Origin of the sequence: Citrobacter sp. FDAARGOS_156 (genome assembly GCF_001559235.2) — a bacterium.
GTDB classification, from domain to species: Bacteria; Pseudomonadota; Gammaproteobacteria; order Enterobacterales; family Enterobacteriaceae; genus Citrobacter; species Citrobacter youngae.
In genome coordinates this window covers 873,931-887,205 of record NZ_CP014030.2, presented here as the reverse complement: position 1 = coordinate 887,205, position 13,275 = coordinate 873,931, and the positions used below count along the sequence as shown (strand labels likewise).

Below are 13,275 nucleotides of genomic sequence, written 5' to 3'. Positions count from 1 at the left end.
GCCGTTATTGATATAGCAAATGTGGTGAATTTCGCCATCGCATTGATACAAATAATAAATTTAGGGTGTTTTTATGAAGGAATTCGATGATTACTCGACCAAAGAACAGAAACAGCTGGCGATTTGTCAGCGCCTGATTACTGAAAAAAGCTACCTGTCCCAGGAAGCGCTGCGTCGGGATCTACAGCAGCATGGCTTTACCGGGATTAGCCAGTCAACGGTATCTCGTCTGTTGAAACTGCTCGGTGCTATAAAGATAAGAAATACAAAAGGGCAAAAAATTTATTCTGTAAATCCGCAATCGCGACCCGCTCCTGATGCTGCCCGATCGATTGCTGAAATGGTGGTCAGCGTGGAACACAATAGCGAGTTTATCCTCATTCATACTGCAGCAGGTTATGGCCGTGCCGTTGCCAGAATCCTCGATTACCACGCGTTACCAGAGATTCTGGGTGTCATCGCTGGCAGCAGTATTGTCTGGGTTGCGCCGCGAGTCGTGCAGCGAACGGGGCTGGTGCACAAGCAGATTAACTATCTATTTAAAATGAATTAAAATTCATAAGAACCGTTTGCGATGAATAAATCGTGCATTTTTCGCTTGATCCCATAACGGAGCTGAGTATAATCGCGGACAATTTGCCGGGAGGATGTATGGTTCAGTGTGTACGACATTTTGTCTTACCGCGTCTGAAAAAGGACGCTGGCCTGCCGTTTTTCTTTCCGTTGATCATCCATTCCGAGCCCCTCAATTGAGGGGCTTTTTTTTTGCCCAGGCGTCAGGAGATAAACATGGCTAACCCGCTCTATCAAAAACACATCATTTCCATAAACGACCTCAGCCGCGACGACCTCAATCTGGTCCTCGCGACGGCGGCGAAATTAAAAGCCAACCCGCAGCCGGAGCTGTTAAAGCATAAGGTCATCGCCAGCTGCTTCTTTGAGGCGTCAACCCGCACCCGTTTATCCTTTGAAACCTCGATGCACCGCCTGGGCGCCAGCGTGGTAGGTTTCTCTGACAGCAGCAACACGTCGCTTGGCAAAAAAGGCGAAACGCTGGCCGACACCATTTCCGTCATCAGCACTTATGTCGACGCCATCGTGATGCGTCACCCGCAGGAAGGTGCTGCGCGTCTGGCAACGGAGTTCTCCGGTAACGTTCCGGTACTGAACGCCGGCGACGGCTCCAACCAACACCCGACCCAAACGCTGCTGGATCTGTTTACCATTCAGGAAACGCAGGGTCGGCTGGACAATCTGCACATCGCCATGGTGGGCGACCTGAAATATGGCCGCACCGTCCACTCCCTGACCCAGGCGCTGGCGAAGTTTGAAGGTAACCGCTTCTACTTTATCGCCCCGGACGCGCTGGCCATGCCGCAATACATTCTGGATATGCTGAATGAAAAAGGTATTGCCTGGAGCCTGCATGGCACTATCGAAGAGGTGATGGCGGAGGTCGATATCCTCTACATGACCCGCGTACAAAAAGAGCGTCTGGACCCGTCCGAATACGCCAACGTGAAAGCACAGTTTGTTCTGCGCGCCAGCGATCTGGCGGGAGCCAAAGAGAACATGAAGGTGCTGCATCCGCTGCCGCGCATCGATGAGATCACCACCGATGTCGATAAGACGCCGCACGCCTGGTATTTCCAGCAGGCTGGCAACGGCATCTTCGCCCGCCAGGCGTTACTGGCACTGGTACTGAATAGCGAACTGGCACTGTAAGGGAGAAAAAGAGATGACACACGATAACAAACTGCAGGTTGAAGCCATCAAACGTGGCACCGTGATTGACCATATCCCCGCACAGGTTGGTTTTAAGCTGCTGACGCTGTTCAAACTGACGGAAACCGACCAACGTATCACCATCGGTCTGAACCTGCCGTCTGGCGAGATGGGCCGTAAAGACCTGATTAAAATCGAAAATACGTTCCTGACCGACGAGCAGGTAAACCAGCTCTCCCTGTACGCTCCGCAGGCAACGGTAAACCGCATTGACGATTACGACGTGGTGGGTAAATCACGTCCGAGTCTACCTGAGCGTATCGATAACGTGCTGGTTTGCCCGAACAGCAACTGTATCAGCCATGCTGAGCCGGTTTCCTCCAGTTTTGCAGTGAAAAAGCGCGCCGATGACATCGCACTCAAATGCAAATACTGTGAAAAAGAGTTTTCGCATTATGTGGTGCTGGCCAACTAATTAGGGTTGGTTATGAAATCCCGGCTCCCTATAATGAGCGGGAACATTCTATTACCGCTGTAATTCAGGAGAAATCATGAGCAAGACTATCGCGACGGAAAATGCACCAGCAGCAATCGGCCCATACGTTCAGGGTGTTGACCTGGGTAGCATGGTAATCACTTCCGGTCAGATCCCGGTCGATCCGAAAACCGGTGCCGTAGCGGAAGACGTGTCCGCTCAGGCGCGTCAGTCGCTGGAAAACGTAAAAGCTATCGTAGAAGCTGCAGGCCTGAAAGTGGGCGATATCGTAAAAACGACCGTTTTCGTTAAAGACCTGAACGATTTTGCCACCGTCAACGCGACCTACGAAGCGTTCTTCACCGAGCACAACGCGACCTTCCCGGCACGCTCTTGCGTGGAAGTGGCCCGTCTGCCGAAAGACGTGAAAATCGAGATTGAAGCGATCGCCGTTCGTCGCTAAGTCTTATTAGAGAGCCCTGCTCTGGCAGGGTTCCTTAAGTATTGCAGCCTATAACTGAAAAAATCAATTCTCTTCCATTATTCTTTAAGGTGATGGTTTCATTTTCGATTATCCCCACACCCCAATTATATAATTCCATTTCCCCTTTTTGCTGTGATTCTATATTCTCTGAGAAACAGGTTTGTCCTAAAACCCAGTTCAACCTTGAACTATAAATATTAATTTTAAGATCATCATCACTATCATTCTTCATCTTTTCCAATGTATAAACTACCTTATTGTGAATTTTAAAACCAACAATGTTGTTATATCTTTCAACTGAATTAATAGAAAAAATACAGATAAACATTATAATTAGTAAAAAAAATATTTTTATAGTAGCTCGTCTTATAAAAGTCTTCATTGGCCATGTCTCCATAAAAAAGAATAACCAGATGAACCAATGAGCGCTTTATTTTTTCCCTGACACTTAATTACCCCCCATTTCTCTGCGACCAAGGATATATCATTTTCATGTGCAATTTTACGGTAAACGTACCGATAAGGCTGAAATGGATCGTGTAGAGGAGTGTTCATTTCCCTTACAATAATATTCCCAGACGATTTCTCCAAATAAACATATAAACCATGCCAGGATAAATTCTTTGCATAGTGGGTATTTGAATCATCGTTACGGCACCATTGTACAACCAGAAGATAGTGACTTTCACGTACTGGTAACCAGCAAACCGAAATAATATACAGCATATAACAAAAGGCACAAACTAAAGCGAAAGTAAGTATTTTTTCTATGTAAAATAAAGTGCCATGCTCAGTCATACCATTTTACCTCTGACTCAATGGCACCAAAAATATTGTACTCTCTGGCCAGACACTCCTGATGAAACCTCCCCATAAAAGTATCATTCACAGGAACGATACTACCTAAACGAACTCCAGAATTTGCGACACTAACATTCCAGTTATACCTGTCAAAAAACTTAAACTGAAATGTCAAATTATAACTACATAGTCTACTACCATTGCTCATTGTATTTTTATACTTATCTTCGGTAATTTGCACTCGACCTTTGCCCCAGTATTGATAACCTCCTATAGCATAAAACAAGTCTGGATCGCTAGAAATAAAATCATCAGTATTAACATGCGCAGAAGTAAACTCATGCTGACCTGGCGGTAATGTTTTACAAAAACTCTTTGCTGCATCCAATAATTGCACATAATTATCCCTTAACTGGGCTGATTTTCCCATCATATCAGTTAAGTTAATATGTATGTCTTCACCCGTATTTTGCAAATAATGCAGTAAATTTTCTCGTGCAAAAGGATAGCGATACTTTAAATATAAGCTCCCATCAATCAATTGCTCCAGGTAATATTTATAATAATAAAATTGATCTGAAAAATGCCCCGCACTGCACCATTCACCACTTCCAACATCAATACTATATTCAGGTTCCTCTCTCCCCAATATATAAGCGTTCATAATGCCTCCTGAGAATAATTAACATGACAAGATGTTAACATTTATAATCTAGCGTATTCTGTTGGAAGACACTGGCAATGCCATAATTCAGAAAATATTTAGCTGCATTGTGTGAAACACAAAAAAAAAGGGGCATGGAAGCCCGGAATGAATTTAGGTAGGCCCGGTAAGCGCGAGCGCCACCGGGCATTTATCACATCACGCCAAACAGTTTCGGCAAGAACAGCGAAATCGCCGGAATGTACGTCACCAGCATCAGCACCAGGAACAGCACGAGGTAGAACGGCAGCATCGCCTTCACCACCTGCTCTATTTTCTGCTTACTCACCGCACTGGCCACAAACAGCACTGACCCTACCGGCGGCGTAATCAGACCGATCCCTAAGTTCACCAGCATGATCATGCCAAAATGGACCGAATCAATGCCGAGCGCGTTGGTCACCGGCAGCAGAACCGGCGTCAAAATCAGGATCAGCGGCGCCATATCCATCAGCGTACCGATCAGCAACAGCATGATGTTAATGCACATCAGAATGACGTATTTGTTGTCCGAAATACTGGTGAAGGCTTCAGTGATACGCATCGGCAACTGCATATAAGTCATGACGGCGCCGAACGCAGCGGCAAAGCCTATCAGGATCATGACGATCGTGACCGTTTTCACCGTGCGGAACATCAGCTTTGGCAGCTCAGACCATTTATAGTCACGATAGATAAACATGGTGACAAAGAAGGCCCACAGACAGGCAATTGCCGCTGATTCCGTCGCGGTAAAGATACCTGACAGGATACCGCCCATGATGATCACAACCGTCATCAGGCCCCACAGCGTATCGACGAAAATCTTCAGCGCCTGGCGAAACGGCACGCGTTCCCCTTTTGGGTAACCGCGTTTGTGCGCAAACGCCACACACATTACCATCAGACTGAAACTTAACAGCAGGCCCGGCAGGATCCCGGCGATGAATAGCGCGGCAATCGACACCGTCCCGCCTGTTGCCAGCGAGTAAATAACCGAGTTATGGCTGGGCGGTGTGAGGATCGCCTGCACCGAGCCGCTGGCAGTAACCGCTGCGGCAAAATCGCGCGGGTAGCCTTTTTTATCCATCTCCGGGATCATCACCGAACCGATGGACGCGGTATCAGCCACGGACGATCCAGAAATTGCGCCAAAAAAGGTCGATGCCACAATGTTTACCAGCGACAGCCCTCCGCGAATAAAGCCAACAAAAATATAGGCAAAGTTCACCAGCCGCCGCGCAATTCCCCCTTCGGCCATAATAGCCCCGGCCAGAATAAAGAACGGGATCGCCAGCAGCGAAAACTTATTCACCCCACTGGTCAGTTGGATCATCACCGCTTCCAGTGGGATATCAATGTACCAGGCCCCAATGATGGCGCTAATACCAACCGCGTACGCTACCGGTACCCCAATCGCCAGCATAATGCCGAGCGTAAAGACGAGAATAAATGCATCCATCTGCTTTCCTTTCTGAAATGGGGGCGGTAACTAGCTGGTCGAACCCAGCATGACAACGGGACGTTGGTACTGCGGACCACGGAAAATCTTTTCCGCGATAAATAGCAGCGTTATGGCAGAGCCAATCGGCAATGGGAGGTAGTTTTGCCCGGCGCTTAAAAGCGGGAATTCCGCCACGGGCTGGTCCCACAGTTCAAGACAGAGATTGGTTCCGTACCAGAGGATAAACAGGCTTATCGCCACCAGCATAACGTCTGCGATTATCGAGCAATAACGACGGGAAGCATCACCCAGACGATCAATCACCATGCTCACTGCGATATGCGAACCTGCGCGATAGCTCACCGCCGCACCAATAAAGGTGAATGTCACCATACAGAGAATGGCGACGGGCTCAGGCCATGACAGAGCGTTATTCAGAACATAACGCGCGAATATGCCAATAGGGATAATGGCAACCATGACTAATAATGCGATACCGGCAATCCACATTGATACCCGATAAAGAAAATCCATTACCGATGAATAGCATTCACCCATAATCATCACCTCGAATTAATCAAAAGATTCAGGCGGAGGGTTGATATCCTCCACCTGATGAATTACTTCACATCCTGAATCCGTTTGATCAAATCCTGGTGGTCTTTACCGTAATTATCCCGCACTGACTGCGTGGCTTTATAGAAATAGTCCGTATCAATATCGTGGAACTGAACGCCATTGGCTTTCATGGTCTCCAGCGATTTCGCATTATAATCCTGCCAAAGTTTGCGTTGCTCTACCTGGGCTTCTTTAGCGAGCTTAATAATGAGATCCTGGTCTTCTTTTTTCAACTTATCCCATTTAGCTTTCGAGAACAGAAAAAGCTCAGGAATAATAAAATGTTTGCTCCAGGTATAGTTTTTCACGACCGGCAAATAGTTATGCGCAACAAACGTTGGCGGATTATTCTCCGTACCATCAATAACGCCGGTCTGCATGCCGCTAAAGACTTCACTGACGCCCATCACAACGGAGTTAGCGCCCATCGCTTTCAGGGTATCCAGCGCTATCGGACTCCCTTGAACACGGATTTTCATGCCGTGTAAATCTTCCGGTTTCACCACCGGATTTTTGGTGATCAGGTTGCGCGTTCCGGCATCCATCCAGCCGAGGAACACCAGCCGCGATTTGCTGTTTGCCGTCAGGCGGTCGCCAATCTCCTGACCAATCATGCCGTCGAGAACCTTATGCAGATGGTCTTCATCACGAAAGATATACGGCAGGGTAAAGACGTTAATTTCAGGGAGAATGGCGGCAACCGGCGTCATTGAAACGCGAATAATATCGATAGCGCCTAATTGCGCCTGTTCAATCATCTGTTTTTCGTCACCTAACACGCCACCGGGAAAGGTTTTAATCTCCAGACGACCGTCGGTGGCGGCACTCAGTTTTTCCCCCATATGTTTGACGGCGACAACGTTCGGGTAATCAGCCGGATGCACATCTGCGGCGCGAAAGGTTTGTGCCAGCGTTGCATGACTCGCTAGTAATACCGACGCGCCAATACACAGACTTAACAGGTTTCTTGTCAGTTTCATTTGTCCTTCTCCAGAAGTTCATAATATCCATTAACAGGAATAGCTTGCAGAGCAAATGACTGCCGGAATTAAAAATGGGCAGCGTGAAACTTTCTTAACGATGTTACCTGTGCAGACTAACTGGTGTAACAACTTATTTCGATGACTGTGTTCACAAAAAATCACAGACGCTCATTATTTTTAGCACACTGTTTCATTTTTGCAATGCAGATCGTTTTATTGATAAAAAAGCAACGCAAAGAAGGCAATTTGATACTAATTACCGCGTGAGCATTTCAATAAAAATAAAACACCAATATTTCGAGGGAATATCTTTCGAATGAAAAAGTGAAATGCAGGATGGTATTAACACCATCCTGCAGAAGAGAAGTTGAGGATTACTGCCAGCCGTAGCGGCGGCTATAAAAACCTTTCACAAGCTGAGTTAATGTCATGTAACCCGCCAGAATCGCAACCAGCCACGGGAAGTAGCTCAGCGGCAGCGCCTGCAATTGCAGATAGCTGGCCAGCGGTGAGAACGGCAACGCAATGCCCACCACCATCACGACCAGCGTCATCAGCATCAGCGGCCATGCGGCGCGGCTTTGGATGAACGGCACGCGACGGGTACGGATCATATGCACAATCAGCGTTTGCGACAGCAGACCCACCACGAACCAGCCCGACTGGAACAATGTCTGATGTTCAGGCGTATTGGCATGGAAGACGAACCACATCAGGCAAAAAGTCAGAATATCGAAGATCGAGCTGATCGGTCCAAAGAAGATCATAAAGCGGCCCAACTCGGCGGGATTCCAGCGCTGCGGCTTTTTGATCTGCTCTTCGTCGACGTTATCAAACGGAATCGCCACCTGGGATACATCGTACAGCAGGTTCTGAATCAGTAAGTGCAGCGGCAGCATCGGCAGGAACGGTAAAAAGGCGCTCGCCACCAGCACGCTAAACACATTACCGAAGTTAGAACTGGCCGTCATTTTGATGTACTTCAGCATGTTAGAGAAGGTACGGCGTCCTTCGATCACCCCTTCTTCCAGCACCATCAGGCTCTTTTCCAGCAGAATGATATCTGCCGCTTCACGGGCAATATCAACCGCACCATCAACGGAGATACCAATGTCCGCCGCGCGCAGCGCCGGGGCGTCGTTAATGCCATCGCCCATAAAGCCGACCACATGACCTTCACGCTTGAGCAGTGTGACAATGCGCTCTTTGTGCATTGGCGTCAGGCGGGCAAACAACGTGGTGCGCTGGGCAAGTCGGGCCAGCTCGTCGTCGCTTAACCCTTCAATGCTGCTGCCGATCACCACGTCGCCCGCATCCAGCCCCACTTCATGGCACACTTTTGCCGCCACCAGCTCGCTATCGCCCGTCAGAATTTTCACCGTAATACCGCTGGCTTTCAGCGCTTTCAGCGCCGGGGCGGTCGTTTCTTTCGGCGGATCGAGGAACGCGATATACCCTTCGAGGATCAGATCGGATTCATCAATACGCTGATAGTCCCCTTCACGCGCAGGCAGGCATTTGGTTGCCACCGCCACCACACGCAACCCCTGACGATTCAGCGTATCGGTAACGCGTTTCACCCGACGCAGCATGTTGTCATCTAACGGGACAATCTCACCGTTATGGCGCACCTGGGTGCAAACGCTGAGGATCTCCTGCAGCGCGCCTTTACATACCAGTTGGTGCACATCGGTTTCTTCAGCGACCACCACCGACATGCGGCGGCGTTCGAAATCAAACGGGATCTCATCGATTTTTTGCCAACGGGTAGAGAGCCGGCGGGCGGATTCTTCGTCCACGCCTTCCAGCACTGCCGTATCCAGCAGATTCTTCAGCCCGGTCTGATAGTGGCTGTTCAGCCACGCGGAATGCAGGACATGTTCGCTGGGCTTGCCGGAGATATCGGTATGATTCTCCAGCACTATTTTATCTTGTGTCAGCGTGCCGGTTTTATCGGTACACAGAATATCCATCGCGCCAAAGTTCTGGATGGCGTCGAGGTGTTTGACGATGACCTTCTGTTTTGACAGCTTCACCGCCCCACGCGCCAGCGTTGAGGTGACGATCATTGGTAGCATTTCCGGCGTCAGCCCCACCGCCACAGACAGGGCAAACAGCGCCGCTTCCCACCAGTCACCTTTGGTGTAGCCATTGATGATAAGCACGATGGGCGCCATCACCAGCATAAAGCGGATCAGCAGCATGCTGACGCGGCTGATCCCTTTCTGGAAGGCATTCTGCTCGCTTTCCTGCTCGCTAACACGGCCCGCCAGTTGCCCGAACCAGGTATTGGCTCCGGTCGCAATGACGATAGCCTGTGCCGTTCCGCTCACCACGTTAGTGCCCATAAAGCACAGGGTATCGCATTCCAGCGGGTTGCTTTGCTGCGGGTCGCGGCTGGTGGCGACTTTCTCCACCGGCAACGATTCGCCGGTCAGTGAAGCCTGGGCCACGAACAGATCGCGCGCCTGCACCACGCGCAGATCGGCTGGGATCATATCCCCTGCTGCCAGCTTAATAATATCGCCAGGCACCAGCTGGTCGATCGGCAGTTCAACCCAGCCGTTCTCCCCTTTCTCGTTGATGACGCGCAGCACCGTAGCAGTGTTGCTGACCATCGCTTTCAACGCATCCGCCGCTTTGGTGGAACGCGCTTCCTGGACAAAATTCAGCAGCGTGGAGATGACAACCATCAAGGCGATAACGCCCGCGGCAAACAGATCCTCGGTGGCATAAGAAATGCCGCCTAAAATAGTCAGCAGAATATTAAACGGGTTGCGGTAGCAGACCCACAGGTGTACCCACCATGGCGACGGCTTCTGCGCCGGTAGCTGGTTCTCGCCATGTAACTCGCGAGCGTTTTCCACTTCTGCGGCGTTCAATCCTTCCGGGTGCGCGCCAAACGTTTTCCACAGCGCTTCTTCGTCCATCAGCGCCATTTTCAGGCAATGTTCGCTCAGCGAAGGCGGGATCGGCGTGCTGGCGACGGTCTGCGCATTGGGTAGCGGATCGCGATGCACCAGACGATGCGGTAAATGGCGGTTTAGCCGGGCAAACAGCTGGCGAGTAATATTTTTGAACATAGGCAGTCCCTCTGCACCAGTATAAGCGGGCGCAGTAAATCCTTCAGGCGTGGCAAAGCCTTGCCTGGTGGCAATTTTAAAATCACAACAGGGACGTCAGAACGTCACTGTCTTACAGCTCCGGTAAGACAGTGAAAACAGGCTTACCGGAGAGGGGGGGTTCTCCATTTAGGGAGAGGGGTGGGATCGGGATCCATATAGCCTCCGGTAAGTGAATGATAAGCGCTGCGGATTATACGCAGAAAACCATAAGGTTTGTGACAATTATGGCGGTATGATACAGCATGGAAACTAAACCAAACGTATACACATCGCCTGAAGGGTGAACGGTTTAAAGCAGACTTTCCCCATTGCACTCCACATGGGTAAAGTTACTCTCTTTGATATAACTGAAAAAGTGCGCAACGGGAAAACAGGATGCAAAATCGGCTGACTATTAAAGACATCGCCCGCTTAAGCGGTGTGGGGAAATCAACGGTTTCCCGTGTGCTCAACAACGAAAGCGGCGTTAGCGAACGCACCCGTGAACGTGTTGAAGCAGTGATGAATCAGCACGGTTTCTCCCCTTCCCGCTCCGCACGTGCCATGCGTGGGCAAAGCGACAAAGTCGTGGCGATTATCGTCACGCGTCTGGACTCACTTTCGGAAAATCTCGCCGTGCAGACCATGCTACCCGCCTTTTATGAGCAGGGTTATGATCCGATTATGATGGAAAGCCAGTTCTCACCTGAACTGGTAGAAGAACATCTGGGAATGCTCAAACGTCGCAACATTGATGGCGTCGTGTTGTTTGGTTTTACCGGCGTAACGGAAACCATGCTCACCTCCTGGCAGGACTCTCTGGTTCTGCTGGCCAGGGATGCCAAAGGCTTTGCCTCCGTCTGTTATGACGACGAAGGCGCCATTCATACCCTGATGCAGCGTCTGTACGATCGCGAACATCGTCATATCAGTTTCCTTGGCGTCCCCCATAGCGACGTGACCACCGGTAAGCGCCGTCATGAGGCCTACCTGACCTTCTGCAAGAAACATAAGCTGCATCCTGTCGCTGCTCTGCCTGGTCTGGCCATGAAACAGGGCTATGAGCATGCCGCCGATGTCATTACGCCGGAAACAACTGCGTTAGTCTGTGCGACGGACACGCTTGCCCTTGGCGTCAGCAAATATCTGCAGGAACAGCGAATCGACAACCTGCAACTGGCAAGCGTCGGTAATACGCCGCTGATGAAATTCCTCCATCCGGAGATCATCACCGTCGATCCCGGCTACGCTGAAGCCGGACGGCAAGCGGCCTCGCAGCTGATCGAACAGATCAACGGCCGCAGCGAACTGCGGCAAATCGTCATCCCCGCCACCCTCTCCTGATCGCTTTCTGAGCACTAATTTGTGATCTTCACTGCGTTTCGGGAACGTTCCCATTTTTAAATATTCACCGACGATATACTCTGGCACCAACAACGAGACATCTGCCGGATGACGTCGCAAAAGCGTCTAATCCGACCTACGGGGAACACACGTCATCATGAGCAAAGTAAAACAAGCGGATATCGACCGGCTGATTGAGCTGGTAGGCGGGCGCGACAATATCGCCACGGTGAGTCACTGCATTACGCGCCTGCGTTTTGTGTTGAATCAACCCGCGAATGCCAGACCCAAAGAGATCGAACAGCTACCGATGGTCAAAGGCTGCTTCACCAACGCCGGGCAGTTTCAGGTAGTGATTGGCACCGAGGTGGGCGATTACTACAAAGCGCTGCTGGCGACAACCGGACAGGCCAGCGCCGACAAAGAGCAGGCGAAAAAAGCGGCGCGGCAGAATATGAAATGGCACGAACAGCTGATTTCTCATTTTGCGGAGATCTTCTTCCCGTTGCTGCCCGCGCTAATTAGCGGCGGTTTGATCTTAGGTTTCCGTAACGTAATCGGCGATCTGCCCATGAGCAACGGCCAGACGCTGGCGCAGATGCATCCTTCGCTGAAAACCCTTTACGACTTCCTGTGGCTGATTGGCGAGGCGATCTTCTTCTATCTGCCGGTCGGGATCTGCTGGTCGGCAGTGAAAAAAATGGGCGGTACGCCGATCCTCGGTATTGTGCTGGGCGTAACCCTGGTTTCACCGCAACTGATGAACGCCTATTTGCTCGGTCAGCAAGTGCCGGAGGTGTGGAACTTCGGTCTGTTCAGCATTGAGAAAGTGGGCTACCAGGCGCAGGTTATTCCGGCGTTGCTGGCCGGGCTGGCGCTCGGGTTTATTGAAACGCGCATGAAGCGCATCGTGCCGGATTATCTGTATCTGGTGATCGTCCCGGTGTGCTCGCTGATCCTTGCGGTATTCCTTGCGCACGCCTTTATCGGTCCGTTTGGCCGCATGATCGGCGATGGTGTCGCGTTTGCGGTCCGTCATCTGCTGACCGGTAGTTTTGCCCCGATCGGCGCGGCGTTGTTCGGCTTCCTGTACGCCCCGCTGGTGATCACCGGCGTGCATCAGACTACGCTTGCCATCGACATGCAGATGATTCAGAGCATGGGCGGCACGCCGGTATGGCCGCTGATCGCGCTGTCGAATATCGCTCAGGCCTCTGCGGTGGTGGGCATCATTATCTCCAGTCGCAAACACAACGAACGTGAAATCTCAGTCCCTGCAGCCATCTCCGCGTATCTCGGGGTCACTGAACCGGCAATGTACGGCATCAACCTGAAATACCGCTTCCCGATGCTGTGCGCGATGATCGGCTCCGGTCTCGCCGGACTGCTGTGCGGCCTGAACGGAGTGCTGGCAAACGGGATTGGCGTCGGCGGTTTGCCGGGCATCCTCTCCATCCAGCCGACCTACTGGCAGGTATTTGGCATGGCGATGGTCATTGCGATTGTTATCCCAATGATACTGACCTCATTTGTTTACCAGCGTAAATACCGTCTGGGCACATTACAAATTATCTAACTTTTCTTCGGGGCGCAGTTGCGCCCCAGCGTATTTCCA

General features: G+C 50.7%; 16 protein-coding genes. 8 read left to right on the top strand and 8 right to left on the bottom strand.

Features of this window, described 5'->3' with window-relative positions:
- The first annotated feature begins 73 nt into the window (after positions 1 to 73).
- Positions 74 to 553, top strand: coding sequence for an arginine repressor (locus AL515_RS04355; protein ID WP_043018242.1), 480 nt, complete (start codon positions 74 to 76; stop codon positions 551 to 553).
- Here the strand turns inward: AL515_RS04355 and AL515_RS04350 are convergent.
- A complete protein-coding gene (locus AL515_RS04350; protein ID WP_086523826.1) occupies positions 550 to 672 on the bottom strand; it encodes a hypothetical protein in 123 nt (40 codons plus the stop codon). The two genes, AL515_RS04355 and AL515_RS04350, sit on opposite strands and share 4 nt — an antisense overlap.
- On the opposite strand from AL515_RS04350, the gene pyrL reads away from it, so the two are divergent.
- The 5 genes from pyrL to ridA all read left to right on the top strand — a co-directional run bounded on the left by pyrL (position 652) and on the right by ridA (position 2,663).
- The gene (gene pyrL / locus AL515_RS04345; protein WP_016155570.1) at positions 652 to 753 is read left to right on the top strand and encodes a pyr operon leader peptide; all 102 of its coding nucleotides are present in this window, start codon (positions 652 to 654) and stop codon (positions 751 to 753) included. The genes AL515_RS04350 and pyrL overlap by 21 nt on opposite strands.
- On the top strand, positions 734 to 787 hold the full coding sequence (locus tag AL515_RS24065) for a pyrBI operon leader peptide (RefSeq protein WP_106875647.1): 54 nt from the start codon (positions 734 to 736) through the stop codon (positions 785 to 787). Before pyrL ends, AL515_RS24065 begins: the two co-directional genes overlap by 20 nt.
- 2 nt (positions 788 to 789) lie before the next feature.
- Positions 790 to 1,725: an aspartate carbamoyltransferase gene (gene pyrB / locus AL515_RS04340; RefSeq protein ID WP_061067131.1), complete on the top strand. Its 936-nt coding sequence runs from the start codon at positions 790 to 792 to the stop codon at positions 1,723 to 1,725.
- Between the two features lie 13 nt (positions 1,726 to 1,738).
- Positions 1,739 to 2,200: an aspartate carbamoyltransferase regulatory subunit gene (pyrI, locus tag AL515_RS04335; RefSeq protein WP_003025816.1), complete on the top strand. Its 462-nt coding sequence runs from the start codon at positions 1,739 to 1,741 to the stop codon at positions 2,198 to 2,200.
- Between the two features lie 76 nt (positions 2,201 to 2,276).
- On the top strand, positions 2,277 to 2,663 hold the full coding sequence (gene ridA / locus AL515_RS04330; protein ID WP_000047544.1) for a 2-iminobutanoate/2-iminopropanoate deaminase: 387 nt from the start codon (positions 2,277 to 2,279) through the stop codon (positions 2,661 to 2,663).
- 34 nt (positions 2,664 to 2,697) lie between these two features.
- Here ridA and AL515_RS04325 read toward each other — a convergent pair whose 3' ends face one another.
- The 7 genes from AL515_RS04325 to mgtA all read right to left on the bottom strand — a co-directional run bounded on the left by AL515_RS04325 (position 2,698) and on the right by mgtA (position 10,295).
- Complete coding sequence (locus AL515_RS04325; RefSeq protein ID WP_048212837.1) at positions 2,698 to 3,066, bottom strand: hypothetical protein; 369 nt, start codon at positions 3,064 to 3,066, stop codon at positions 2,698 to 2,700.
- Entirely contained in the window at positions 3,063 to 3,482 is a 420-nt protein-coding gene (locus AL515_RS04320; RefSeq protein WP_071887313.1) for a hypothetical protein, read from the bottom strand. Before AL515_RS04320 ends, AL515_RS04325 begins: the two co-directional genes overlap by 4 nt.
- Positions 3,475 to 4,149, bottom strand: coding sequence for a hypothetical protein (locus AL515_RS04315; protein ID WP_225807932.1), 675 nt, complete (start codon positions 4,147 to 4,149; stop codon positions 3,475 to 3,477). Before AL515_RS04315 ends, AL515_RS04320 begins: the two co-directional genes overlap by 8 nt.
- A gap of 193 nt (positions 4,150 to 4,342) precedes the next feature.
- Positions 4,343 to 5,629 (bottom strand): TRAP transporter large permease, encoded by a 1,287-nt coding sequence (locus tag AL515_RS04310; protein WP_061067130.1) that lies wholly within the window; start codon positions 5,627 to 5,629, stop codon positions 4,343 to 4,345.
- A 30-nt stretch (positions 5,630 to 5,659) separates the two neighbouring features.
- Complete coding sequence (locus tag AL515_RS04305) at positions 5,660 to 6,169, bottom strand: TRAP transporter small permease (RefSeq protein ID WP_061067129.1); 510 nt, start codon at positions 6,167 to 6,169, stop codon at positions 5,660 to 5,662.
- Between the two features lie 62 nt (positions 6,170 to 6,231).
- Positions 6,232 to 7,209, bottom strand: a complete 978-nt coding sequence (locus AL515_RS04300; protein WP_061067128.1) for a TRAP transporter substrate-binding protein — start codon at positions 7,207 to 7,209, stop codon at positions 6,232 to 6,234.
- Positions 7,210 to 7,586: 377 nt separating this feature from the next.
- Positions 7,587 to 10,295 (bottom strand): magnesium-translocating P-type ATPase, encoded by a 2,709-nt coding sequence (gene mgtA, locus AL515_RS04295; protein ID WP_061067127.1) that lies wholly within the window; start codon positions 10,293 to 10,295, stop codon positions 7,587 to 7,589.
- A 417-nt stretch (positions 10,296 to 10,712) separates the two neighbouring features.
- Between mgtA and treR the strand changes: the two genes are divergently transcribed.
- Together treR and treB are read left to right on the top strand one after the other, a co-directional pair.
- A complete protein-coding gene (gene treR / locus AL515_RS04290; protein WP_061067126.1) occupies positions 10,713 to 11,660 on the top strand; it encodes a trehalose operon repressor TreR in 948 nt (315 codons plus the stop codon).
- 157 nt (positions 11,661 to 11,817) lie between these two features.
- Complete coding sequence (treB, locus tag AL515_RS04285) at positions 11,818 to 13,236, top strand: PTS trehalose transporter subunit IIBC (RefSeq protein ID WP_048212842.1); 1,419 nt, start codon at positions 11,818 to 11,820, stop codon at positions 13,234 to 13,236.
- Positions 13,237 to 13,275 lie beyond the last annotated feature (39 nt).

What these genes read in the sequence shown, in the direction of transcription:
- AL515_RS04355 (WP_043018242.1), top strand. Translation starts at nt 74, where the DNA reads ATGAAGGAATTCGATGATTACTCGACCAAAGAACAGAAACAGCTGGCG.
- pyrL (WP_016155570.1), top strand. Translation starts at nt 652, where the DNA reads ATGGTTCAGTGTGTACGACATTTTGTCTTACCGCGTCTGAAAAAGGAC.
- AL515_RS04350 (WP_086523826.1), bottom strand. Translation starts at nt 672, where the DNA reads ATGTCGTACACACTGAACCATACATCCTCCCGGCAAATTGTCCGCGAT.
- pyrB (WP_061067131.1), top strand. Translation starts at nt 790, where the DNA reads ATGGCTAACCCGCTCTATCAAAAACACATCATTTCCATAAACGACCTC.
- pyrI (WP_003025816.1), top strand. Translation starts at nt 1,739, where the DNA reads ATGACACACGATAACAAACTGCAGGTTGAAGCCATCAAACGTGGCACC.
- ridA (WP_000047544.1), top strand. Translation starts at nt 2,277, where the DNA reads ATGAGCAAGACTATCGCGACGGAAAATGCACCAGCAGCAATCGGCCCA.
- AL515_RS04325 (WP_048212837.1), bottom strand. Translation starts at nt 3,066, where the DNA reads ATGAAGACTTTTATAAGACGAGCTACTATAAAAATATTTTTTTTACTA.
- AL515_RS04320 (WP_071887313.1), bottom strand. Translation starts at nt 3,482, where the DNA reads ATGACTGAGCATGGCACTTTATTTTACATAGAAAAAATACTTACTTTC.
- AL515_RS04315 (WP_225807932.1), bottom strand. Translation starts at nt 4,149, where the DNA reads ATGAACGCTTATATATTGGGGAGAGAGGAACCTGAATATAGTATTGAT.
- AL515_RS04310 (WP_061067130.1), bottom strand. Translation starts at nt 5,629, where the DNA reads ATGGATGCATTTATTCTCGTCTTTACGCTCGGCATTATGCTGGCGATT.
- AL515_RS04305 (WP_061067129.1), bottom strand. Translation starts at nt 6,169, where the DNA reads ATGGGTGAATGCTATTCATCGGTAATGGATTTTCTTTATCGGGTATCA.
- AL515_RS04300 (WP_061067128.1), bottom strand. Translation starts at nt 7,209, where the DNA reads ATGAAACTGACAAGAAACCTGTTAAGTCTGTGTATTGGCGCGTCGGTA.
- mgtA (WP_061067127.1), bottom strand. Translation starts at nt 10,295, where the DNA reads ATGTTCAAAAATATTACTCGCCAGCTGTTTGCCCGGCTAAACCGCCAT.
- treR (WP_061067126.1), top strand. Translation starts at nt 10,713, where the DNA reads ATGCAAAATCGGCTGACTATTAAAGACATCGCCCGCTTAAGCGGTGTG.
- treB (WP_048212842.1), top strand. Translation starts at nt 11,818, where the DNA reads ATGAGCAAAGTAAAACAAGCGGATATCGACCGGCTGATTGAGCTGGTA.